The sequence below is a fragment of the Parvibaculum lavamentivorans DS-1 genome (assembly GCF_000017565.1).
Lineage (GTDB): Bacteria > Pseudomonadota > Alphaproteobacteria > Parvibaculales > Parvibaculaceae > Parvibaculum > Parvibaculum lavamentivorans.
In genome coordinates this window covers 3,795,019-3,818,031 of the sequence record NC_009719.1, presented here as the reverse complement: position 1 = coordinate 3,818,031, position 23,013 = coordinate 3,795,019, and the positions used below count along the sequence as shown (strand labels likewise).

At 59.9% G+C, this 23,013-nt stretch carries 18 protein-coding genes; 5 read left to right on the top strand and 13 right to left on the bottom strand.

What is annotated here, in order from left to right:
- The first annotated feature begins 78 nt into the window (after nt 1-78).
- On the top strand, nt 79-723 hold the full coding sequence (gene nth / locus PLAV_RS18100) for an endonuclease III (RefSeq protein ID WP_012112426.1): 645 nt from the start codon (nt 79-81) through the stop codon (nt 721-723).
- Here the strand turns inward: nth and PLAV_RS18095 are convergent.
- Both PLAV_RS18095 and PLAV_RS18090 read right to left on the bottom strand, forming a co-directional pair.
- On the bottom strand, nt 720-1,091 hold the full coding sequence (locus PLAV_RS18095) for a hypothetical protein (protein WP_012112425.1): 372 nt from the start codon (nt 1,089-1,091) through the stop codon (nt 720-722). The genes nth and PLAV_RS18095 overlap by 4 nt on opposite strands.
- Nucleotides 1,092-1,098: 7 nt before the next feature.
- The gene (locus tag PLAV_RS18090; protein WP_012112424.1) at nt 1,099-1,779 is read right to left on the bottom strand and encodes a sulfate transporter family protein; all 681 of its coding nucleotides are present in this window, start codon (nt 1,777-1,779) and stop codon (nt 1,099-1,101) included.
- A gap of 129 nt (nt 1,780-1,908) precedes the next feature.
- On the opposite strand from PLAV_RS18090, the gene PLAV_RS19145 reads away from it, so the two are divergent.
- From PLAV_RS19145 to PLAV_RS18075, 3 genes are all read left to right on the top strand, one after another.
- Nucleotides 1,909-2,406 (top strand): MarR family winged helix-turn-helix transcriptional regulator, encoded by a 498-nt coding sequence (locus tag PLAV_RS19145; protein ID WP_012112423.1) that lies wholly within the window; start codon nt 1,909-1,911, stop codon nt 2,404-2,406.
- 53 nt (nt 2,407-2,459) lie between these two features.
- Entirely contained in the window at nt 2,460-2,903 is a 444-nt protein-coding gene (locus PLAV_RS18080) for a methyltransferase family protein (protein ID WP_012112422.1), read from the top strand.
- Between the two features lie 449 nt (nt 2,904-3,352).
- On the top strand, nt 3,353-4,609 hold the full coding sequence (locus tag PLAV_RS18075) for a tyrosine-type recombinase/integrase (protein WP_012110058.1): 1,257 nt from the start codon (nt 3,353-3,355) through the stop codon (nt 4,607-4,609).
- Here the strand turns inward: PLAV_RS18075 and PLAV_RS18070 are convergent.
- The 10 genes from PLAV_RS18070 to PLAV_RS20100 all read right to left on the bottom strand — a co-directional run bounded on the left by PLAV_RS18070 (nt 4,587) and on the right by PLAV_RS20100 (nt 21,792).
- The gene (locus PLAV_RS18070; RefSeq protein WP_012110059.1) at nt 4,587-4,871 is read right to left on the bottom strand and encodes a helix-turn-helix transcriptional regulator; all 285 of its coding nucleotides are present in this window, start codon (nt 4,869-4,871) and stop codon (nt 4,587-4,589) included. The two genes, PLAV_RS18075 and PLAV_RS18070, sit on opposite strands and share 23 nt — an antisense overlap.
- 163 nt (nt 4,872-5,034) lie before the next feature.
- On the bottom strand, nt 5,035-5,757 hold the full coding sequence (locus PLAV_RS18065) for a hypothetical protein (protein WP_012110060.1): 723 nt from the start codon (nt 5,755-5,757) through the stop codon (nt 5,035-5,037).
- A gap of 7 nt (nt 5,758-5,764) precedes the next feature.
- Nucleotides 5,765-7,801, bottom strand: coding sequence for a BREX-3 system phosphatase PglZ (pglZ, locus tag PLAV_RS18060; RefSeq protein WP_012110061.1), 2,037 nt, complete (start codon nt 7,799-7,801; stop codon nt 5,765-5,767).
- Entirely contained in the window at nt 7,798-10,557 is a 2,760-nt protein-coding gene (locus PLAV_RS18055) for a helicase-related protein (RefSeq protein ID WP_245545183.1), read from the bottom strand. The genes pglZ and PLAV_RS18055 overlap by 4 nt, the downstream gene beginning before the upstream one ends.
- Before the next feature lie 69 nt (nt 10,558-10,626).
- A complete protein-coding gene (locus PLAV_RS18050) occupies nt 10,627-13,389 on the bottom strand; it encodes a DNA methyltransferase (protein WP_012110063.1) in 2,763 nt (920 codons plus the stop codon).
- A 17-nt stretch (nt 13,390-13,406) separates the two neighbouring features.
- Nucleotides 13,407-15,296 (bottom strand): ATP-binding protein, encoded by a 1,890-nt coding sequence (locus tag PLAV_RS18045; protein ID WP_012110064.1) that lies wholly within the window; start codon nt 15,294-15,296, stop codon nt 13,407-13,409.
- Nucleotides 15,286-17,148: an RNA-binding domain-containing protein gene (locus PLAV_RS18040; protein ID WP_012110065.1), complete on the bottom strand. Its 1,863-nt coding sequence runs from the start codon at nt 17,146-17,148 to the stop codon at nt 15,286-15,288. The genes PLAV_RS18045 and PLAV_RS18040 overlap by 11 nt, the downstream gene beginning before the upstream one ends.
- Nucleotides 17,149-17,152: 4 nt before the next feature.
- Nucleotides 17,153-20,893, bottom strand: a complete 3,741-nt coding sequence (locus tag PLAV_RS18035; RefSeq protein ID WP_012110066.1) for a DUF6079 family protein — start codon at nt 20,891-20,893, stop codon at nt 17,153-17,155.
- A gap of 21 nt (nt 20,894-20,914) precedes the next feature.
- Nucleotides 20,915-21,412: a BREX-3 system P-loop-containing protein BrxF gene (brxF, locus tag PLAV_RS18030; protein ID WP_012110068.1), complete on the bottom strand. Its 498-nt coding sequence runs from the start codon at nt 21,410-21,412 to the stop codon at nt 20,915-20,917.
- Entirely contained in the window at nt 21,409-21,792 is a 384-nt protein-coding gene (locus PLAV_RS20100; protein ID WP_425357294.1) for a helix-turn-helix domain-containing protein, read from the bottom strand. Before PLAV_RS20100 ends, brxF begins: the two co-directional genes overlap by 4 nt.
- Before the next feature lie 93 nt (nt 21,793-21,885).
- Here PLAV_RS20100 and PLAV_RS18020 point away from each other — a divergent pair, with 93 nt between their 5' ends.
- On the top strand, nt 21,886-22,779 hold the full coding sequence (locus PLAV_RS18020) for a LysR family transcriptional regulator (protein ID WP_012110070.1): 894 nt from the start codon (nt 21,886-21,888) through the stop codon (nt 22,777-22,779).
- Here the strand turns inward: PLAV_RS18020 and PLAV_RS18015 are convergent.
- Nucleotides 22,774-23,013: a DUF2274 domain-containing protein gene (locus tag PLAV_RS18015; protein WP_012110071.1), complete on the bottom strand. Its 240-nt coding sequence runs from the start codon at nt 23,011-23,013 to the stop codon at nt 22,774-22,776. The genes PLAV_RS18020 and PLAV_RS18015 overlap by 6 nt on opposite strands.

Sequence of the window (23,013 nt, the reverse complement as noted above, 5' to 3'; positions counted from 1 at the left end):
GGAAAGAGTAGGGCGGCCAATCCCCGGCCGCAATACGGCCTTGCGACGCAGGCCGGTTATGTACAAAGTTCACCCCCCATGCCGATGAAAAAGCCAGACATCGAGGAGTTTTTCCGGCGGCTCGCGGCGGCCTTGCCCGAGCCGAAGACGGAACTCGAATACAGAAATGTCTATACGCTTCTGGTCGCCGTGGTGCTTTCGGCGCAAGCGACCGATACCGGCGTCAACAAGGCGACGAAGGAGCTTTTCAAGACCGTCGATACGCCGCAGAAAATGCTGAAGCTGGGCGAGGCGGGACTGACGAAGCACATCAAAACCATCGGGCTTTATCGCAACAAGGCGAAGAACGTCATCGCGCTTTCGAGGATGCTGATCGAGGAGCATGGCGGTGAGGTGCCGCATGACCGCGATGCCTTGCAGGCGCTGCCGGGTGTCGGCCGCAAGACGGCCAATGTGGTGCTGAACGTCGCCTTCGGCGAACCGACCATCGCGGTCGACACGCATATCTTCCGCGTCTCGAACCGGACCGGGCTTGCGCCGGGAAAGGATGTCGTCGCCGTCGAACAGAAGCTCGAGAAGGTCGTGCCCGCCGCCTACCGGCTTCACGCACATCACTGGTTGATCCTGCATGGACGCTATGTCTGCAAGGCGCGCAAGCCCGACTGCCCGGCCTGCCCGGTGAGCGATCTCTGCCAGTTCAAGGCGAAGACGGTGCCTGCCTAGGAAATCGGCGCGTTGCGCTTCGCGATCACCGATGCGAGGCATGCGTCGCGGTCGGCGGCGCCGCCTTCCAGCTTGCGCGCATCGACATATCGGGCGCCGAGCGCGCCGCCCGCCGTCTTGTAAAAATAGACGAAGAGGCTGCACTCGCCGCCTGCATATTGCCATATCTCCGCCTGCGGCTCGGTGCGACGAAAATCCGGCGCGCCGAGACGGGAGGAAATGGCGGAGGGCGCAACGCCGACAAGGTTCGCGGATTTGAGAGGCCCCGGCGCAAGCGAGGTGCTCGGGCCCGTCCCCCCGGTACCCGGCGCCGCGCAGGCGGCAAGCGCAAACGGCACCAGCAATGCAATGAGATGTCGCTTTTTCATGTCTTGCTCATATCCGGCTTCCGGCGGCGAGGCGCTTGTAGGTATGGACCATCAAGGCGGTGGCGAAAAGGGGCGCAAAGAGATTGAGCACCGGCACGGTCGTGAAGAGAGCAATGACGACACCCGCAAGGAAGATGCGTGCGCGGTAGCGTTTCCTCAGGAGTTCGGCTTCCGTCGTCGATACGTGGCGAAGCGCGACGAGCTCGAAATATTCCCGGCCGATCAGGTAGCCGTTGATCACCCAGAAGAGCGCAACATTGACGAAGGGCAGAAGATAAAGCGGCAACGCCAGCAGGTTCACGACGATGAGGACCAGCGTGAATCGCAGTGCGACGACGAGCGATTGCAGGAAAGGCTGGTCGTTGCCCGGCGGATCGGCGGGATAGTCCTCCGCCTCGACCCGCGCGGCAATCGTTTCGAGAAAGAAACCGGCAACCAGTGTCACCACGGGATGGACGAGCGGGATCAGCACGATAACCGCGAGAAACCGGGCGATGAATTGCAGGATCGTGTCGACCCAGCCGCCCGCAAGATCGGGCCCGAACTCCGGAATGGCGGTCAGCGCCCATTGAAGGCCCGCGCCGAAAAGCACAAGGATGAAAACGGTGAGGCCGAGAGAAAGCCACATGGTTTGCCGGAAGGGCGGCGAGAATGTTTCTCTCAGGGCGCGTATTGCGTCGGACAGCATGGCTTTCTGAAAGCTCCGGACTAGTGACACAAGGCTAAACTAGAGCCCGGCCGCCTTAATCACAAACTTTGCCAGCTTCCTTTTCACTCTCGACGAGAGACTGTTTAGCTGCTATACGATCTGACAAGGATGACGAAGAAAATCGAATGCAGCGACGCAGAGCGCAAACATGCAGACGCCGTGGTGGAAAAACTCTACCGGCTGATGGTGCGCGCGCATGAGTTTGACGCAAGGCCGCGCGAGTTCGGCACCGGCGCGGCGCTTAGCCGCGCAGAGATACACACGGTGCAGGCGGTGGGGCTGGCGGGGGAGATCAACATGACAGGGCTTGCCGCAGCGCTGGGTGTCACAAAAGGCGCCGCCTCGCAAATGGTGGCGCGCCTGGCCGGCAAAGGCCTGATCGAGAAGCGCGCCAATCCGAAGAGCGGACGCGAGGTGTCGCTTCTCCTGACACCGCTCGGCAAACGCGGCCATATCCAGCACGAAAAATTTCACCGGCAGATGGCCGTATCCTTCAAAGCGGCGCTCGGTACGGCGTTCACGGAAAGGCTCGACCTCTTTTCGGAGGCGCTGGACGGACTGCTTGACGTCATCGAGGTTCACGAGAAGCGCACGGGCGAGCGCTGAATTTGCCCGGCTTGTCTGTTTATCGGCATCCCGCCGCAACGGAGAAATTCACCATGCAAAAACTTTTGCCGCCTCATCTCTTCCTGATCGCCCTTGTCTCCATGATCGCACTTCATGTGGCGCAGCCCGAGCCGCGCTGGGCAGGCGACACGCAACTCCTTGCGGGTCTCGCCTTTGCCGCCGTCTTTCTCGCGCTTGCCTTTATCGGCGCGGCGCAATTTCGCCGTCACCGCACCAACATCCACACATTCCGGAAGCCCGATACGCTCGTGACAAGCGGGCTGTTCCGCTGGACGCGCAATCCGATGTATCTCGGTTTCGCCGGCGCGCTTGCCGGCGCGGCGATAGCCATGAACTGCGTCTCCGGCCTCGTCATCACGCTTCTCTATGTGCTGATCGCCGATCGTTGGTACATCCGCTTCGAGGAGAGGACGATGGCGGAGACATTCGGCCCCGCTTATGCGGAGTACCGGGCGAAGACGCGCCGCTGGATCTGATTCCGCGCGGGGGGGGGCGGGCGATTTTGGACATCCGGGGCCATTTCCCTATACTCCGGCCCCGCACCCTTCCCGACATCGCAACCCAGCAAGAGGATCATGACAGAGCTTAAATATGACGTAGCGGGAATGATTCAGGCCCATCCGAGGGTATCCAATGCTACGCCATGATTTCCGTTAAGTATATGATATAAAACGAAAAACTCTTCTACATGTTTCGGCGTCTATCGCCGGGTAAGCGTCACAGGTGACGGACTTTTTGGCGGTCCTCACAAACTTGCTCAATTGATCTTTTGAAAGTACCGTCAGGGGCATGAGAGCCGCTGACGGACTTTTTTTGGCCATAACACATTGGGAATTCAGATAAAAATTTCCAAATGATGGGCCAAAAACGGCTGACGTACTTTTCAGTGGCTTTCTCCGCTTTCGATCCTGTTTCGGAGGGAAGAATGCTCACGGACGCTGCCATTAAGGCTTTGAGACCACGCGATAAAATGTACAAAGTGACGGACCGTGACGGGATGTACGTGTTGGTCTCACCGACCGGCGCGTTGACCTTCCGCTTCGACTACCGTTTGAACGGGCGCCGGGAAACGGTGATTATTGGCAGGTACGGCCCAACGGGCGTTTCGCTTGCGCGCGCCCGCGAGAAGCTGATCGAGGCCAAACTGATGATTCAGGACGGCGTCTCGCCTGCGTTCGAAAAGCGACGCGAGAAGCGCCGGATCAAGGAAGCCAAGAGTTTCGGCGAATTTGGCGAGCGCTGGCTGCAAGACGCGCGAATGGCCGATAGCACCCGCGCCATGCGCCGCACCATCTTCGAGCGCGATATTCTGCCGACATTCCGGAACCGGCTCCTGCACGAGATTCTGCCTGAGGACCTGCGAGCGATGTGCGAGAAGGTGAAGGCGAGAGGCGCACCGGCGACGGCGGTCCATGTCCGGGACATCGTGAAGCTGATCTTTGCCTTCGCGATCTTGCACGGCGAGAAGGTTTCCAACCCAGCCGACGAGGTTGGCCCATCCTCGATCGCAACCTTCGTGCCGAAGGATCGATCGCTATCCCCCTCGGAAATACGCATCATGCTCACCCAGCTCGAGCATGTCGCGACTTTGCCGACGATACGCCTCGGAATGAAACTGTTCCTGCTATCGATGGTGCGAAAGAGCGAATTACAGGATGCCGTGTGGGACGAAGTCGATTTCGAGAACGCGGTTTGGTCGATCCCGAAGGAGCGGATGAAGCGCTCGAAGGCTCACAACGTCTATCTCTCGCAGCAGATGCTCGACATTTTCATCGCTCTCAAAACCTGCGCGGGAAACTCGAAATACGTTCTGCCGTCACGTTACGACGCCGACGCCCCGATGTCGCGGGCGACGTTCAACCGGATCACGGTGGCCGTGGTGGAGCGCGCCAAGAAGGAAGGCTTGCCGCTGGAGGCATTTACGATCCATGATCTCCGGCGAACCGGCTCAACCTTGCTGAATGAGGTGGGCTTCAACAGCGACTGGATCGAGAAGTGTCTGGCGCATGAGGATGGACGGTCCTCGCGGGGCATCTACAACAAGGCCGAATATGAACACCAGCGCCGGCATATGATGCAGGAATGGTCCAATCTGGTGGATGCGTGGGTCGCTGGTCAGAAATACACGCCGACCCTTTATCCGCCGAGGATGGACCTGCTTACGCCCGAGTTTGATGCCTGACAGGCCGCGTCTTGCGGAGCTGTACGTCGGGAACAGGTGCACGCTTCACGGCCTTGGCTCGTGAAGCCCGGCGCCGGTCATCGAGCCAGGCTTCGACCTCTCCAAGATCCCAAACCACGCAGCGGGAGGTGAGGTAGAAGCGCTGAGGAAATTCGCCGCGCTGTTCCATGTCATAGATCGTTGTGTCGGCGAGAGGTACGATTTCCCGAAGTTCATGCCGTCGGATCGTACGTTTCGCGATTGCTCGGGCTGGCTGCGCCATCTGAAAATCCTTCATCAGTTCTGCTTGGATGAATGAAGGCGATAGATGGCGCTGATAAAAGCTCGAATTGATGGGCGTAGAACTGCGGCGTGTTGTGGCGTGCAAATCGGACAAACGGAGGCGCAGCACGACCGATACATGCTGATTTTGGAACGACCTGTCCTCAAATCCTGTCGGGCAAGGCGACATATTGACTGTTCGGCCCATCACTTCTGACAGCCATGTAGTCGTTGTTGGACACGAGGTAGGCCAACGGACGTGTCAGGCTGAACGGGAAAAGCACGGGTAGTGATTGCAGACTTGGAATTGCCAACGGCCTGCCCGCATTCCGCACGGCCGCTTCGATCAGCCATACCGTAAGTTCGTCGTTCTCCACAACGGCGGGGGCAAGACGGAGGACACGTTTGCCCTTTTCAATCCGCTCCACGGCACCCCAGCCGGCCTGACTTTGGATGACCATATTGGTCATTCGGTAGGTGCCTTCGCGCTCCCCGTAGGCTTCGCTCATGCGCCGATGGATTTCGGCTGACGCGCAATCACCCTGGAGGGCGGACAAGCGCCCGATCAGTTCGGCAACCTTGCCGAAGAAGGGATAGGTGGCAACGGCCATGCCCCAGTGCATTGCTGTGACGGGCACATCCGGGTGCGCCTTGAAGATCGCCGCACCGCGATCCGCAAAGTCCACCAACTCAACGCGCGGGTCCAGCCACAGGCGTTTCAACACCGTGCGTGTCTTCGTTCGCGCGGCGGCCCCCAAACCGGCGGCATCCAGCAATGACTCCAGATCTTCGAGCTTGGCTGTACCGGCGCGAACTTTCAGCGCGGTCGTTGCCCATTCGAGGGCGATGAACCGATCAAAGCCTATTCGTGGAGCCAACGTCATCATTCAAAACTCACCCAGCTCCATTCACATCTGAGACCCTCACGAAGGGGACGACCAGTTCCTCGACCGACACGCCGCCGTGGACGACCACCTGATCACCGTTCGGAACGAAGGCAGTGCGCCCGCCAGCGAAGAGAGGTTTGAAGTTCGCTGGCAACCCGGCGATGTCCAAGGCGACCGTGCCCGGGTAGGCCATCGCGGACTCGGCGCGCAACGGATCGCTACGATAAACCCGCACCCGCTCGCCACGTGTTTCCGCGATCACTCCCTGATTGGGCCGGCCTATGCCGACAGCATCGACATTGCCGTGATCCGCGGTGACGTAGATGCTGAAACCTTCGCTCAGCAGGAAAGAAAACAGGCGCTCGACAAAACCGGAGCCGAGCCAGCGCCCGATCCACAGCGCTACATCTTCCTTGGAGCGCTCTTTGTGTAGCCGTTCATCCACCTCATCGATTACCAGCCCCAAGACTTTGGGCTTGCGGCTCGCAATGTCGGCTTCCAGGGCGTCCAGTTGCTCGACCTGATGCAGTGCGCGCTGGTATATCACCTCGCTGGACGCAATACCGCCTTCGTTTTGCCAAAACGCCTTCCACAAGGCTTCTTCCTTGTTGGTGTGGTCTATCGAATCGTCAAACTCGCGTGGCCGGAGGCCCGAGAACAGCGCCTGACGGGATACCGACGTCACCGTGGGCAACCACGCGAAAGCCGTGCTCTCGTCGAATGCCAAAGGCTGCTGGTTGGCGATCAGGTGTTCCCTGATCTGTACCCATTGATCGAAGGCCAACCCGTCGAACACTAGCAGCGCCACCTTGGCTTCGCCCGCACTACGGCGCTGCCGCAGGAAACGCGGAACGTGATGCACCATCACCGGGCCTTTGATCGTCGGTTGCAGGATCAGGTCGGCGTAGTGGCCGGCGGCAATCCACGCCTGCAACCGTTCGTCGGTCAGCGCCTGGATCGCCTTGAAGCGCTCCCGGATCGCGACCATCCTTTCACCGGCATCCTTGCCGGGCAATTCATGAACCCGGCTCAGCATCTCGCCATAGCGTCTTGCGAAGTCGCCCCAGAACTTGTGCGGGGCGTCCGCTTCCGGCACCGCTGTGGCAAGCGCCTCGATGCCTTTTTCCGCCAGCGCGAATTGCGACCAAACATCCTCGACGATGCCTGCTTTGATCCAGCCAGGCACGGCGGTGGGAACGTCGGATACCGCCAGCGGATGCAAGCTACCGTCGAGGAACAACGAGTCTACGATGGTGCGCACGTCGGTGTGATCGAAGGGAATCTCAATCGCTGTGCCGATCTCGCCTACGCCAAAGGGCGGCGGATCGGGGTCGGACATACGCCTGCCTTCCAGTTTCAGCTTTTCCAGATAGAGATACCAGGCGTCCTGCACCACGCGCAGAAGCGCGCTCCTGGATGACAGCCACTCCGCAACCGCGTGGCCGACGAGTAAACCTCTGCCGCGCAGGATGGCCGCCACATGCTCGGCGAACGGCTCCGGCAAAGCGCGACCGGCAAAGTGCAGTCGCAGCACTTCGCGCCAGAAGTCCACGGGCGCGCGGATAGATCGCGGCGTCAACTGATAGACGTGTTCGAGAATGAAGTCCTTCGACTCGCTTTCACCGCGCGCCGACTGCAACTCGGTCTGATGGGCGTCGAACAGGATTTCCAATCGTTCCGGTTCCACCTGCCGGACCGCGCTATAGGCCAGCTTGGGGAACAATTCGGCAAGATTGAGCCGTACCGCAGGGCGGGCGTTATGCACGATGTCCCACGGCAGATCGTTCGCGTTGTCGTGCCGCAGATGTACGATTAGCGCCGGAGATGGCGGCTGCTCGTTGCCATCCCACGCTGCGCGATACCGTTCCTCGTACTCCGCGCGGAATCCGAACGGATCGTCGTATCCCATCACCTCGAAGCCACGGGCGCGCAGTTCGGCCAGCAGCTTCTCGTCCAGCAGCACGCCGTCTGGATCGCAGGCCACCCACAGCCGGGAAAGATCGGCCGTGAAAGAGCCAAGAATGCGCTGATGCCATTGGCTCATGACGCACGCTCGCTGGTTTTGCCGGCTGCGGCGTCAATCCGCACCATCGCCACGGCATTCAGCTCCGGCACGCTGGATTGCATATCGTCCAGCGCGGCCAGACGTGCCTCGTGCTCGGATTGCAGACGGCGGCGGCGGAACTGGCGCACGGCCGGTAGACCGATGCGTCCAATGGCCTGATTGCGAACGTCGAAGGCGTAGGTGGCGCGATCTCGCTCTTCCTTGATACGGGCGCGATGTTCGTCCGCCAGCGCCGCGAACAGGGCTTCACCCTGCGCGCCGGCCACCGCGAACGATGCCTTGAACCAGCCCACCGAAGCCTCCGCGTCCGCCACCGACTGCACGGATACGGTTTCCGTCAGCAGCAAATCCCAAACCCGCTTGGCGGTAGGCACAAAGGGGCGGCCTTCGTCATTTATGAAGACTGGCAGGAAGCGCTTGCGGTTCGCACCCGGCGCCGCCAGCCCGATCTCCCACAGCGACCAGATACCGTTGACCGAGTCGGGCAGGCCCGTCACCCGGATCACCGGCAGAGGCTGGCCCGCAACGAAGCGCGGCACGTCGCCGATGATCGCCCGCGCGCGCGGATCTTCCATCGTCAGCCATTCAGCCGCCGGGTTTTCGCCTGCCGCGCGAGCGTCGAAGCAGGCCTGTGGCGTCTCGGCACCATCAGCCCAGCGCACGTGCCAGAGGCTGCCATCTTGGGTCGCCGATCCGCCGCGTACTGCCAGCCCGTTGACGACGGCGCGTTCCAGCCAGAATTGAGCCGGGTGGTCACGCCACTTGCGGGCCTGGTCCGCATCGAGATCGTGCGGCACGGCCAGCAGATCGCTGTTCCGGTTCGATTCCGCCAGCGTGGTCCGCAACTGGGAGACCACGCTGTCGCATTCGCGCTCGATGGCTTCGGGATGCTGGAGGCTCTGCACGAACAGTTCATCGAACACCGGCTCCACTTCCGCCGAGTCCATGACGTCCGCGGCCTTGTCCACGCCGAACTCCTCGGCGATGACGGCGAGCTTCTCCTCCAGTACCTGCCGGACACGGTGTTCCACCGTGTCTTCCAGCACGAAATTCAACGCCCGCACGACATGCTTCTGACCGATACGATCCACGCGGCCGATGCGCTGCTCAATGCGCATCGGGTTCCACGGCATGTCGAAATTGACGATGACGTGGCAGAATTGAAGGTTCAGACCTTCGCCGCCCGCGTCGGTGGAAATCAGCACGCGAGCGTCCCCTGCGAAAGTCTGCAAAGTCCGGGTGCGGGCTTCCATGTCCATGCCGCCGTTGAGCGTGGCGACCGTGAAGCCCCGGCTTTCCAGATAGTCCGCCAGCATGGCCTGCGTGGGCACAAACTCGGTGAACACCAGCACCTTCAGCGCCGGGTCGCCTTCTTCCTGTTGCAGCTTGTAGATCAGCTCCAGCAGGCTTTCGGCCTTGGCGTCCGTCCCGGCGGCCTCGGTGGAGCGCGCCAGCGCCAGTAGCGTCTCAACCTCCGACTTCTCCAGCTCCAGACCATTGGCTTGCAGCGCCAGGTCTACCTGCGCTTCGCCGTCGAGATCGGCCCATTCGTCCGGGCTGAGCGTGTCGAACAGGCGCGCTTGGGTCTGCGGCGTGTCCAGCACCGCCTGGCGCTTTTCCAGCGTGGCGCGGATTGCGGCGGTGCTGGATGTCACCAGTCGCTGCATCAGGATCATCAGAAAGCCGACATGGCGCTGCTTGGCCGCCAGAGCCTGGTTGTAGCCATGGCGCACATAGTCGGTGACGGCTTCGTACAACTGCTGCTGCGCCGCGTGCCGAGCCTGCCAGGCGACCGCGTGCAAGCGCGTGAGCCGGGGTCGGAACAGCGGCTGGCCTTCGGCATTGATCGCAGCGCGCTTTTCGGTGCGGATCACAAAGGGCTGCACGCGCTCGTGGCTGACGCTGCCTTCATCGGGGAAGGCGTCCCGGTCCAGCAACTGCATGAGGCGCATGAACTGGTCGGTCTTGCCCTGGTGCGGCGTGGCCGACAGCAGCAACAAATAGGGCGAGGCTTCCGCCAGCGCTGCGCCCAGCTTGTAGCGCGCCACCTGTTCGGTGCTGCCGCCCATGCGGTGTGCTTCGTCGATGATGACCAGATCCCAGGCCGCCGACACGAGATCCTCGAAGCGTTCGCGGTTGTAGGTCTGGATCTGGTCCAGGCTCCAGCCACGCCGCGATTCCAGCGGCTTCACCGAATCCAGCGCGCAGATTACCTGGTCGTGCATCCGCCACGCATTGTCTTCCGCGCTGTCCCCGCGCCATTGCCGCAAGGCCGCAAGCGATGAAGGATCTACGAAGTGGAGCGGCTCGCCGAAATGCTGGCGCATTTCCGCCTGCCATTGCCGCACCAAGCCTTTGGGTGCGACCACCAGGATGCGCTTGACGCGACCGCGCAGTTTCAGTTCGCGCAGCACTAGGCCCGCCTCGATGGTCTTGCCCAGACCCACTTCGTCGGCGAGCAGGTAGCGGATGCGGTCCTGCCCGACGGCACGGTTCAGCGCGTAGAGCTGGTGAGGCAACGGAATGACGCTGGATTGGATGGGCGCCAGCAGGAGGTTGTCTTCGAGCGCGTCCTGCAATTTTGCCGCCGCCGTGGCGTGCAGAATCTGCCCCACCGTGGGCCGCACGCTGGAAAGCACCGCCAGTTCCGTCGCCCGTGCGCGGAGCACGGCGTCTTTCGAGGGCAGCCACACACGGTAGGCCGCTTCACCCCATAGCGCCAGTCGCTCGACCACGCGGCAAGGCGTAGCCTGCCGCGTGTGCCAGCACCAATCGCCGATGTCGAAGCCGCCCCCCGTCACGGATTACGCCCCGTCTTCGGTGCGCGTCAGCGCCATGTCATAGAGGGTGAGCAGCCGCTCATCCTCTTGCAGGGTTGCTTCCGGCAGCTTGTGGGCGATGCCGAGGATGGTGGCGTAATCCTTTACCGCCCACGCCGCGTTAAAACCTGCCCGCAGCACTTCCAGCCGCGATTCCTTGATCTTGCGGCCGGTGAACGCCTTGTAGGTCTCGAACTCCTTGAGCAGCGCCTTTTCGCGCTTCTTCTCCAGGTCCTGCGCCTTGTTCGGATCGGGCACATACCAGCGGTCCTGCGCGCGGGCGTTGAGGCGCGGATCGATTTTCTCCAGGCCGCGCAGGTCGTGGTAGTTGGTCGAGAGATAGCGGTGAATCTGGCTCGGTACCTCGCCCGCGCCGTCGAAGCGCAGGAAGTTGGCTTCCAGAAGCGCCGAGAGTTCCGGTCGAGTTTCGTGCTTTTTCCAACCGGCGCCCAGTTGCCTGATGAACTCCGGGTGGATGTCCTGATAGGTGGACGGCCGGGCTCTCAGGAAGTCCGCCACCCAGTCGATAGCGCTGCGCTCGTCGGAGACGAACAGTTCCATCTGCGGCGCCTGCGCGGTCTGTGCACGCTTCTTGTCGTACTCCGTCACTTGCTCCGGCAGGAAGACCATGCCGTCGCGTTCGGGGAAGCGGTTGCGAAGGCCGGAAAGAAACTCGTCGCTGGACAGCGGCACGGGCGCGTCATGGCGCACGAACCAGGCCACCAGCCGGTCGTAGATGCGGCGCGGGTCGCGCTCGACGATGAACTCCAGCTCGGCGTCTTTAACCTTCGTGACGGAGAGATGCCGCAGATGGGTCTGCACAAAATCCCACGCTGAATCTACCGTCGCACCGCTCTTCACGAAACGATCTTCCAGCCCGCCATTGGGCTTGTAGGCGGAAATCACCAAGTCCTGCTTCACGACATTTGGCGAAGTGACCTGCTGAAAACTACCCTGCACTTTGTCGAGGGCGGTCACCTCTGCAACCACAAATCCAACCTGCTGTAATGCTACTTGAATAGCGTTCCATACCGACGCGCGACTGTTTGAGAAAACAACCGTCATCCAACGGCCAGGCTTCAGTACACGGTGGTATTCGGAAAAGCACGCGCGCATGAGATGTTGATACTCAGGGATTCCCTTTTCTCTCACTCGATCAACAATCGCCTCGGGGCTCGCATCAGTAAGAACGCGATGCCAAGATTCGACAAGGATATTTAAGTCGGCGTAGTAGATATTCTCTCCAAACGGTGGGTCCGTAAAAATATAGTCAATGCTCTCGTTATTGAGAGGCAATTTCGTTGTGCTCCCGCACGAGGTCATGCTCATATTTTCCTGTGCACGGCTCACGGAAAACGCTGAGGTCAATCTCTTTATTTTGTTTTTATATGCCGTGAATGGATCGGCCTCCGAAATTAAGGAGGGGACGTAAAAAACACCAGAGAGAGGATTGTATGGGAAGGAAACTTCTGGCCTGTATCTATTAAGTATAGACAAATTGGTGAACTGACTGTCTAGCCAATATTTGATTTCGTTACGCAAACGTCCGTCGGTCAAGTTATTCGCTTTTTCCCAGAGATAGGACAAAGCGTAACCGGCCCTAGGCAAATACATATGGTGAATGCTGCCCGTATTTGTCGTCCGCATTCGCCCAACGCGCGTCATCTGACAATCGGGCAGCTCAACGGTCGGCAGATTTTGAGGGATGCTGAGCTTGTAGATCTTGTCAAGAATTGCCAGATCATTCTGATCTGGAGTTTTGGTGAACGAAGATCGTCCGATAGAATACTTGATTAAGACCGGAACACGTTCCGGCCGTTTATCTACCCGATTATGCGGCGCATCCATAAAAGACTCGAATTTCAAATCCATGTTCTCTTTGGAGGATTCAGCCCCACAATGAGAACATGTCACTTTATCCCGGACCTTGTTTGCTACTGGATCGTAAGCTGCATTGAAGAATACGGTCTCTCCCGAGCAGGATCGGCAGATGAAGACTTCGCTCCAGACGACATATGCAATATGAGCTTCTGTGCCGTCTGTGTGCTTTGTCTTATACATCCAGCCGATTTCGCGTTCTGCGTCATGCAGCAACGTCTCCGCTGCTTTTGCAAAGCCAATGACATCAAATGGTTGATTGTTGTTGGTGGCGATGAAAGTAGCGGCAGGCGAAAGATCGTTCAGCACGGCGCGGCGAGCGCCCCATTTGGGGGCAGTGCGGCCTTCCTTCTTCCACGTCAGCTCCAAGTCGTGCCGGTAACTGGCCGGGGCCGTGCCGCACCATTGCGCGGCCACGCCGGTCATGCCCGAACCGGCAAAACCGTCCAGCACCACATCGCCCGGCTGGGTGTAGTGCAGGATCGACGGCACGATGGCCAGGTGCGGCACCTTGGTGTGGTAGCTGTGCGCTTTATAGATGGCATCGGTCTTGCCAACGCTCACGTCGATCGCCAGCGGCTCGCGGCTGTATTTCACCGCCGGGTCGTAGGGCTTGCCGTAATGCGCTACGAACTCCGCCAGCCACGGGTTCGGGCAAGCGGTGTAGTATGGCGGGTCGGACATGGCGAGGATGGCCGCGTCCGATCCCTTCGGAAACCCCTCCTGCTTGCGGAAGGTCGGGTCTTGCAGCTTCTCGGCCAGCAGCGTTAGGAAGTGCGCGCGCCGCGCATCGTCGCTGGCAAATGTCTGGCCGAGGCATTCGACCGGGCCACTTGTTCCGCTGTGATGATTTTGCAGTAGGTCGTTCATATCAGCCCATCTTTTCTTTATTCGTCGCCAGACGATTTGCTGTCACCATTTTCGTCAGCGTATTTTTTCATGCCTTCCCGCAGGATTTCGAGGAAGGTGTGGTTCCTGCCTTCGGCATCAGCGATGATCGCATCGAAAGAGACCACGAAGGTCGGTGTCGGGATGACGCGGCCATCAGGATGTGGCGTCTCGAATTCCTGATAATAAACCCTGCCCTTCGAGAAAAAGGGCGTCCACTTAAGTTGCCTTAAGCGAAAGGCCATTGTGTCGTTGACGTTCATAATCGCGTAGTACCAAACGCGCTGAATGTTCGGACAATGCGCAACGAGCTTGCCGGCGCGGTCCAGAAGCTGATTTACAGCGTAGGAATTGTCTTTCTCGTCATCCGTCTTCTTTTTGATCTCAACTACAACGACATCGACCGGCGTCGTGTCGTTGGGGTCTGCCGAGAAGATCATCGCAATATCCGGCCGGCCTGTGTCTCCTACGATTTCGTCATCCAAGCGTATGGCATTGATGACGGCATCCATGCTCTTCTCGCTCAGAATGGTCCTGAAAACCATGAACTTGTCATCGAGCAACCAGGCATTGTTCTGGTAAACTTCCGACGGCATGGAGCTTTGCGAATACTCCTTGAAGCGGGGAACGATCAGATTGTGTATTTCGGATTCCGCGTTTCCGCCCGTCATCTCCTTCATTCGCCGAATGATTTTATCCCGATACAGGATATATTCGGTCAGCGTTCGGGAAGACATCTCCAATGATTTTTCATATGAGGCGTCGCTCAGTTTTTCGGACTGAAGTATTGCCTTCTGTTCTTTGAAAAATCGCTGTTGCGCGATCGACAGCGCATCGTCCCGGTCGATCAGGCCAACGGTGTCGGCCTCAAAAAATCCGAGCAAATGCGGGAATTGCTCTTCAAATGTTTCTTTGGTTTTTTCATTCCGCTCGGTGATCTGCGGGATATTCTCCGCCAAAACCTTGCCCAGTTCGCGGCGCAGAACGCGAAAAAGATGAGCCTCGGGCGTTCCCTCGGGCAGAACAAGCCTTTGCCGGGAGCTGTCCGCATTCGAGTGGAAGAGTTCGGACTCGAAGAGAAAGACGCAGAGATAGCCCGGCGGAAACGACGAAGGGGGAATCAGGTTTGCCGGTATCGTTCGGCCGTCGATGCTGAAGGCGACGAGGGAACTTCCTTTCCCCGATACGGGGGCAATATGATAGTGCATGTCAATGGTCGAGATGGCATCAAGTGTATCATCCTGGATGGTAATCTTGGTCATTGCCGGCAAATCAGCCGGTGTTATTTCGGCTGCCTGAGGGAAGAACTCCTTTTGCGCGTTACTTTCGTTAGTCGTCAGATTTATAGAGATCTTGAATGCCTTGCCTTCGCGCTTGCGCGCGTCAAGCGTTGGCAGAAATTGCTCAATCAGAAGCGGCTTAAGTGCATCCGGCTTCAGGTCGTCGTATGACTTAACACGCTCTTTGGCGAAGCCGCTGAAAATCAGCGAAGTTTTCGCTTCCTGTTGATCTGCAACGGCCTGCAGCGGCGCATTGCCGTCGAAGCCGTCCTTGAAGGTGAAGGTTCTCCGCCATTTTTCGCGAGCGCTATCAACATCCACACGAGCGAAATAGTTGAGGAAGACGAGGCGGCCGATGCCCTTGTGGAATTTATCTCTTGGCCGCAGCAGTTTCCGGAACCGCTCAAAATTCTCGTCGGTGAAGCCATCGCCGTTGTCCGAAACGGTAATTTTCAACGTGTCTGGCTTGTCGAAAGCTTGAACGTCGATATCGATCGACACGTCGGTCGCGCCCGCATCCAGCGCATTGGCCAGCGCTTCAAAATAGACGAGGGTCAACGACGGGTTGGGGAAAAACAGCCTGATCGCCCCGGAGGTTTCAATATCCATTTTCTTCGTCCGGCTTGGCCGCGACCTGTTCGTGCAGCAGCTTGAGTTGGATGCCCGCTTCTGTGAGCACGTAGCGTTGCCGCGACGAGCGCGGCTTGTCCGGGATAGTTGGGCGCAGTACGCCGCCGGCTAGGAGCGGCTCCATATGCGTGGCAACGAAGTGCGGTCGTTGGCGATAGCCGGCGTGAGCCATCAGTTCGGCCAGCGAGCGCGGGACATCGGCGTAGCCGACGATATGCCACTGCACCTCCGTCAACCGATCAAGTGACCGATCAAGTCCGGGCTGTTCCTGTGCAACTTGTTCGGTGACTTGATCGGTAGCGCCTGCCACCACCGTTTCCGCGCCAGTCGGTTGATCCGTGGTATCTTCAGCCGTTTCGGCGGCGAAGCGGGTGCGCAAGTGAGGGACCAGCCGCCATGTGTGGGCCGCCTCGCCGAGCGGTTCCGTCAGCACTTGCACAGTCAGGCGCTGCGCCAGATCCAGCGCCTGCGCGCCAGTAAGACCAGTCAGCGCCTTGATGTCCGCTACATCGACCTGGCCGCTGCGCAGCAGGAAGGCAAACACCGCCGCCTCGTGCTCGGACAGGTGTGCGCCAAGGCTTGCCTGCGCAAGAAGCTGAGCTTCAGTAATGAGCTTTACCTTGCACAAGCGCAGGCGGAAGCTTTTTTCGGCCCTGCGGTTCTCGATCTCAGGCGGCAGGTAGCCCAGTTTGCGCCAGCCGTCGAAGATGGCGCGCACGCCGGTGCCGCCCTGATCGGACAGCCCGATGCGGCGGAAGGCGCTGACGATGCTGGGGTTGCGAACCTCCTTATCGCCCGGATCGAGCAGTTGCTCGCGTGAGGCAAAGGCGTCGCCAGGATTGAAGAACTCGGTCTGGTCACGGAAGAAGCGGATGACCGGCACACGGGTGGTGTCGCCGAAATCCTGATGGATCAGCAGATTGATCGCGGCTTCGCGGAAGGAGATGTAGTCGGGCGGGTCGTCGTCACGCCGCATGGTGGTCGCGTCGACGGCAAAGGGGCGCTCGCTGTGGCGGTAGTAGAACTCCACAATGGCCTGCCAAGCCTTGATAAGGTTGTCCTCCACCGAGAGGCGGTCGGCCCAGCGGACGGTGGAATCATATTCAGTGCTGGCATTGCGGTAGAGTTGTACGTCCGTGACCATGCGCGGCAGTACCTGCCGGACATATTCACCGCTGCCCAGCACCAGAATGGCGGCGCGGCTAGGGCGCAGCACGCCGCCTTGCTCGACCAGAAAGCCCCAGTTCCGCAGGAATGTGATGTCGTCAGCAGCGGTGTCTTTGCCGGGGTTGCTGGCGGCAAAGCGCGCACGATACCAACGCACAGAGGCTTCGTCGAAACACCGGCCAATATCCACATCGAGCGTTTCGGCGTCGTAGCGGATATTCGACGCATCACGAATGAAGCGCAGCAACTCATCGCCTGTGCAGGTGTCATCGCGCCCACCACGACGAATGTGAGCTTTTTTCGGATTGCCGTCGAGATAGACCGGTTTCTGATGCCGCTCGGCTTCGGGGATATAAAAGGCCAGAACTGTGCCTTCGGCCAAGTCGTGAACCGTGCCGCCTATGGGCAAAAATACGCTGACTTTGTTTGAATCTCGAACTTGGCCCAGAAAGTCGTTTTGTATTTTATCAGCATCGGTCACGCCGGTGACGGTAAATGTGCCGTTGGCCTGCTTGACGCCGAACACCAGGTGCCCGCCTTCCGTGTTGGCGAAGGCGCTGACAGTCGAAAGCGCGTCCTTGGGCACAGCCCAGGCTGCTTCCTTGAATTCGATGTCGTTCCATTCGATGGATTGGAGCGCGGCGACGAGGTCGTCTCTGGTCATGGCGTCACTCGATCACGAACCGGAGTTTGGTTGCGTCCTTGCCCTTGCCCCGCTCGCTGATGAGCGCGTCGAACCGCTTGCGCAGTTCATCCGGCGTGGCGGGCGAGCCTCCTTGCAGCAGGGCTTGACGCAGTTCGTCTGCTTTGACCGTGATCTTCTCCAGCCCGGACAGTGCTTCCTGCACGGCGTTGGCGAAATCGGTGGTGACAGGCTCCGGCAGCTTGCGCGCGGCGAGGAAGGCATCGATCAGAGCCTTCGATGCGGCCGGCAGCAGGCCCAGGCTGTCCTGCGTGAACGGGTCTTCCAGATTCTCCAGCAATGTCTGCTGCCAGTTGGCCTGCAACTGGTCCAGATCGTCGTCCAGCTTGTTCAGGCGACTGGCGGCAGGCAGCAGTTCCAGTTGTTCGGCGGATGGCCGGAACTGGCAGTGGGGGCATACCGGCGTTCTGAGCAGCGTCGGCTCGTCCAGCGCGGAGCAGCTTTTCAGGCCGTTGAGCGCGTCCTCGAAGCCGGTGAGCTGACTGGTGGGCATCAGCGAGACGCCTGCCAGCACGCGCAACGATAACAAGCGGTCGTCGCGGCGCAGTGCATTGCGTGTCTTCTCTTCGGCGACGCCGAGCCGCGCTTTGCTGTGGCTGGCGATATAGGCGGTGACGTAATCCTTCTTGAGCCCGGCGAGAGTCTGACGGCCTTCGCCGAGGATGGCGGCGGCGCGTTCCGCTGTGCGATCCTCCGCCAGCTTATCGAACAGGGCTTTGCGCGCGGCTTCGGCCTGCTTCACCCAGTCGTGGCCGGGCTGCAAGATCATCTCCGCCTGCGACAGATAGGATGCGGCGCCCCCCAATTCTCCGATCAGTTCCAACAAACGCTCGACGCCGGCGAGCACGTCCAGATTTTTCTTCTGGATGTCGATGTCTTCCTGCGTGGTGCGCAGGTTTTTGAGCTTGCCGACGGTGTTGTAGGGAGACAGGGATTCTGTAAATTTCTTGAGCGCATCCAGCCGCGCGTACCAATCCTTGGCTTCTTCCTCGCGCAGCAGGTTCTGGCCCCAGAAGGCGAGCTTGCCCTGCTGGAGATCGGAGCCCGCCCTGAGCACACGCGGCACCAGGGCGCTGATCTTTTCCTGCAATGCGATGACCGGTTCGGTGTCGCCTTGGCTGGCCTTCTGGGCCAGGCCAGATGGCAGATCGAGCAACTCGAACAGCGCACGCAGCACCGCGAGGTTGATTTCCTTGGGCGCCTCGATGTGCTTGAACTGCTTGAGTTCATCGAGCGAGCGTTCTGCCAGCAAGGAGAGCTTGCCGGAGTCGATCTTGTCGCCGGTGATCGCGAGCACGATGTCGCCGGAATAGGCCAGTGCGCCCAGCACAACGACCAGCAGATCGGGCTCAAGCCGGTGCTTGGCCGGGGAGAAATACTCCACATCGGTCGCACCGGCGACGAGTTCGTTGCGGTTGAGCACCTGCCCATGGCCCTTGGCCTTGAGACGGTTCAACACTTCCTGAGCGTAGCGGGAGCTCGCCGGGTCGATACGTTCGCCGTCGAGCATTTCCAAGGCATCGAGGACCGCGGTAGCGTCCTTGGTGCGCGTGCCGCCCGCCAGCGCGCGCAGCGTACTGGCAATCAGGGATTTGCGGTTAGCCTCGGTGACGAGCACCGGGAACTTGGGATATTCGGGCGCGATGTCGGCGAAGTGCTGGGACAAAACCAGGCCCGAGACGATGTTCACAATGTCGCGGAAGTTGATCCTCTCCTCAGGCCCCAGGCGCGCGCGGTCGCGCAGTGAGACACCTTTGGCCCAGTCTTGCAGCGTCTTGGCCTTGCCCTGATAGGTGACTTCAAACGCGGTCAGCTGCTTTTCTTGCAGCCACTTGCTCATGGCGCGCAGGGCGTCCTGCGCCTTGGACTGATAGACCGCCTTCGCACCGCCACTGGCAGTGGAGCCCAGGTCGAGCGAGGCAGCGTATTGGGACAGATGGCGCCTGTAGCCCTCGTCAAGCGCTTTCAAGCGAAAGAACACTTCATCCGGCTGCTGCGAGTAGGTGCGCTGTCCCTTGTCGAAGGGCTGAATGAAGTAGATGTAGAAATCACGCTCGGGCTGCGCGGTGGGACGGTCGTTTGGGCCTCCGAAGAACAAATAGCCCAGGCGTTCGACGCGGTGTTCCTGCCATTCGATCTGGTATTGCCAGATCTGGAAGCCGGGGTAGCGAAGATCGTCGCTGCACTCCATCAACGTCTTGACGGCGCTATAGTAGGCGCGGTCCAGAGCGTCGTCTGACAATGCTTCGGCGCGCTTATCGATCTGGGCGTCGTAGTCGACGTCTTTTTTGAGATCGAGGTAATACTGCTCGGTGTCGGCGGCCTTGGAGATGAACTGGCCGTTGACGGTCTTCAGCACCTCGCGCATCACGGTCTGAACCATCGACAGCAGGTTCTCGGCCGGTTCGCCGGGCATATCCCCGACACCAGGTTGGAACAGGCACAGGGAATCGCGAAGCTCTGCGGCGGTAGGACCAATCGGGATGTGGATGTCGCCGCCGGTGGTCAGGCGATGCACAGCCAGGCCGTTGACGACGCGCAGCGCCATCGGTTTGTAGGTCGGCCGCGTGAATGCCTGCTGGATGCGAGATTCCAGCACTTCAGAGACGCGCAAGACCTCCTTGATGTTGGGATCGGCGCGCAGCACCTGGTTGCTCTTGACCGTATTCCAGAAGCTTTCGTAGGCGATGAGTTGTGGCCGATCAGTTGGTACATCCTGATCGAGAATGGCCTGCATTGCGGCTTCGATGGTCTTGAGTGCGCCACGTTTTTCGGTGAAGTGAATCTGCTCGAAGGTCTTGAGATAGTCTGGGTGGACCGGAAATAGCCGGACATACTCGTCCATACGCTCGTTCATCGATCCGTAGAACTTGGCGAATGGCTTCAGATATTCGCGAATTTTATTCTGCTGGTCGGCAGACTTCTTGAGCAGACGCGCGGATACGACGAAGCTCACGTCCTGGCGGTCGATCAGGATTTGCGTGAAGCGTTCATTGACGCGGCGTATGCTGTCGGCCACGTGCTGGAACCTTCCGCTATCGAAGATGGCTTCCTGCACACCCGCAACGAAGCGGAATTTCAAATGCTTGGCGACTTCGCCGATCTGACGCAGGATGGCTAGGTCGAGCACCAGTTCGTGATCGCGACGCGATTGCAGATATTCGAGGAACTCGTCCACTACGAGCAAAAGCCCCTGATCCGGGAACTTCTCGCCGAACGCAGCCATCATCTCCTCGAAGGAGTCCTTGTTGTTCAGTTCCTGATCAGCGCTTGGGAACGTGAAATCGACGCCGAGTTTCTTGAGGAATCGTTCGATCTGCTGGGTGATGATCTGGCGCAACGGCATTTCAAGACCGCCGACCTCGATGCGCAGCACCTTGAAGCGCCCCGCGATGGACGCGACCGCATCCACCACTTTGGGGTGTCGGATCATCGGCGCATAGGCGGCGTCTTCGGCCACCAGCGATAGCACCGACATCAGGTGCGATTTACCGGTGCCGTAGTTGCCGACGATGAGCACACCCTTGTGATCGACAGATTCGTCGAAGCCGAGCTGCGGCACCATGAGCTTGGCAATGCGCTCGGCCATGTCATCGGAGATGACAAACGTCGAGACGAGCTTCTTGGCTTCGTTGGGACGGTCGGCGTCGAGCAGTTGAACGACCGACTCGATTTGCTCGAATTGAATAAGATCTTTGTACTTCATATTCCTGACCTTCGAGTCCCCTTATTGACGTTGCGCCGTTTCAAAGACGACGACGCCGTCGCGGCTGTAGTCGCGGTGCTCGGGATGTCCCATGCCGGTGTAAATCAGCCGATCGTTGTGTATTTCACCTGGCCATACCGCGATGACCGGACGTGAGTGCGCCAGCAGTTTGATGACGTTGAGTGGATTGACCTTCAGACTAGGCTCAAAGAGCACTTCGAGGTTGTCGAGCAGCAGCGGAGCGTCACCGCTCACGCCATCAGTGATTTCGCGGAGCAGTTCGTTCGTCGAGAAACCGCGATCAGAGACGGGCGTGACCGCTAAGCGACGTCCGAGCGTCACGCCGACATTGAGAGGCTTGGCGTTCAACCGGCGCGCCAAAGCGCGCAGAAGGCGCGTTTTGCCGCTGCTGCCGACGAGCAGGATCAGCTTGCTCTGGAGATCGTTGATTTCCTCGATGAGCCGTTCAAGCGCAGGGAGCTTGGCCACCTCTGCCGATAGTGCGAACGCATGGGTCATTGCCTCCCCTCGTCCGGCTTGGGCTTTTCATCCTGCTCACCGATGCGTGCGGCGATCCATCGTTCCAGCTCGGCGCGGCGGAAGCGCCACACACCGCCTAGCTTGAACGCCGGAAGCTGGCCATTGGCCGCAAGGCGATAGACCGTGCGCCGACCTGCTTTCAGGTAGGTGGCGACTTCCTCGATGGTGAGGATTTCATCGGACTGCTCGATCATGGGATTGCCGGCTTGTTGGTAGTTATTTTGTGTTACACTGGCATAAGTTGGCAAGAATCGGCAAGCTAGAAAGGCGATAAGATGATGGTTTTCGTCATCGCCAATAGCGGTTGATCCGCTCAGGCGAGCGTAATGGCGCATGGAGGCGCCGGATACGCTCATCATGCCCTGGGTGACAGCCTATGGCTGATCAGGACCAGTCCGCCTTCGTGTACCCGAGGCGAAGCCGGGCTGCCCGGAAATTGTCCAGGTGGGAGTATGAACTTTCGACATCTGCGTTATTTCGTTGCGGCTTCCGAGCATGGGAGCTTCCGCAAGGCGGGCGCCGCGCTGGGCGTCCAGGAGTCCACCATCAGTCGCCGGATTCGCGACCTGGAAGACGGGCTCGGCTCGGCACTGTTTCACCGTCACAGCGGCGGTGTATGTCTGACCGTTGCCGGACAGCGGCTTTTGTCGAAAGCCCAAAAGGTTCTTCGATACATCAATGAAGGCGCGGAGATCGTGGACGCGGTGGGGCGCGGCACGGAAGGTCAATTGCGCGTCGGCATCTTCTCGTCCCTGGCATCGGGGTTCCTGCAAGATCTTCTCCGGACCTTCGCGGCAGAGCACCCTGGCGTGCATGTCGAGGTTGCCGATGGCAATCCCGCAGAGCATGTCGCCGCGATCCGGCAGTTCCGGTTGGACATCGCCTTTCTGACGGGGACGTTGGAGTGGCCCCGATGCGAGACCACCTACCTCTGGTCGGAACGTGTTTTTGTGGTGCTGCCGGAAGCACACGCCCTTGCCCGCAAGGAGGAGGTGAAGTGGCATGATCTGGCGCACGAGACCTTCATCGTCAGCGATGTGCCGCCGGGCCAGGAAGTCCATGACTATCTGGTTCAGCGGGTCGCCGATCTCGGCCATCACCCGAAGATTCAGGCGCAGTTTGTTGGGCGCGACAATCTGTTGACGCTCGTCGCGATCGGCAGCGGGCTAACGGTCACGAGCGAGGCGACGACAGCGGCCCATGTGCCGGGCATCTGCTATCGGCCGATCATCGGTGAGGTCCTTCCCTTCAACGGCGTGTGGTCGCCAAAGAACGACAATCCGGCGCTCAGGCGCTTTGTCAGCATGGCGAAGACGATGGCGCGTCGTCAGGGCGTGGATTTATGAACTGGCATCGCCCGCGGGCTTCGCGCGTCGGGCCTTGGCGAACCCGCGATCGGTGGCGATGAAGCGCTCCAGCATCGGTACGATCAGCTTCACGGGATCGCGCACAGGCTGGCCGGTCTGCCTTCCCAGCAGCTCGGCATATGCCGCGAGATCCCGGTGAAGCGATGCGGGCAGTTCCAGCGTCGCCTTCACCGGCTTTTCCTCGGTGATCGGGCCGAGCTTCAATTTCGTCAT

Bases quoted from the DNA above. Each gene is read 5' to 3' on its own strand.
- PLAV_RS18075 (WP_012110058.1), top strand. From the start codon at position 3,353: ATGCTCACGGACGCTGCCATTAAGGCTTTGAGACCACGCGATAAAATG.
- PLAV_RS18090 (WP_012112424.1), bottom strand. From the start codon at position 1,779: ATGCTGTCCGACGCAATACGCGCCCTGAGAGAAACATTCTCGCCGCCC.
- PLAV_RS18095 (WP_012112425.1), bottom strand. From the start codon at position 1,091: ATGAAAAAGCGACATCTCATTGCATTGCTGGTGCCGTTTGCGCTTGCC.
- PLAV_RS18035 (WP_012110066.1), bottom strand. From the start codon at position 20,893: ATGAAGTACAAAGATCTTATTCAATTCGAGCAAATCGAGTCGGTCGTT.
- PLAV_RS18015 (WP_012110071.1), bottom strand. From the start codon at position 23,013: ATGACGAAATTGAAGCTCGGCCCGATCACCGAGGAAAAGCCGGTGAAG.
- PLAV_RS18065 (WP_012110060.1), bottom strand. From the start codon at position 5,757: ATGATGACGTTGGCTCCACGAATAGGCTTTGATCGGTTCATCGCCCTC.
- PLAV_RS19145 (WP_012112423.1), top strand. From the start codon at position 1,909: ATGACGAAGAAAATCGAATGCAGCGACGCAGAGCGCAAACATGCAGAC.
- nth (WP_012112426.1), top strand. From the start codon at position 79: ATGCCGATGAAAAAGCCAGACATCGAGGAGTTTTTCCGGCGGCTCGCG.
- PLAV_RS20100 (WP_425357294.1), bottom strand. From the start codon at position 21,792: ATGATGAGCGTATCCGGCGCCTCCATGCGCCATTACGCTCGCCTGAGC.
- PLAV_RS18050 (WP_012110063.1), bottom strand. From the start codon at position 13,389: ATGAACGACCTACTGCAAAATCATCACAGCGGAACAAGTGGCCCGGTC.
- pglZ (WP_012110061.1), bottom strand. From the start codon at position 7,801: ATGAGCCAATGGCATCAGCGCATTCTTGGCTCTTTCACGGCCGATCTT.
- PLAV_RS18080 (WP_012112422.1), top strand. From the start codon at position 2,460: ATGCAAAAACTTTTGCCGCCTCATCTCTTCCTGATCGCCCTTGTCTCC.
- PLAV_RS18070 (WP_012110059.1), bottom strand. From the start codon at position 4,871: ATGGCGCAGCCAGCCCGAGCAATCGCGAAACGTACGATCCGACGGCAT.
- PLAV_RS18045 (WP_012110064.1), bottom strand. From the start codon at position 15,296: ATGGATATTGAAACCTCCGGGGCGATCAGGCTGTTTTTCCCCAACCCG.
- PLAV_RS18020 (WP_012110070.1), top strand. From the start codon at position 21,886: ATGAACTTTCGACATCTGCGTTATTTCGTTGCGGCTTCCGAGCATGGG.
- brxF (WP_012110068.1), bottom strand. From the start codon at position 21,412: ATGACCCATGCGTTCGCACTATCGGCAGAGGTGGCCAAGCTCCCTGCG.
- PLAV_RS18040 (WP_012110065.1), bottom strand. From the start codon at position 17,148: ATGACCAGAGACGACCTCGTCGCCGCGCTCCAATCCATCGAATGGAAC.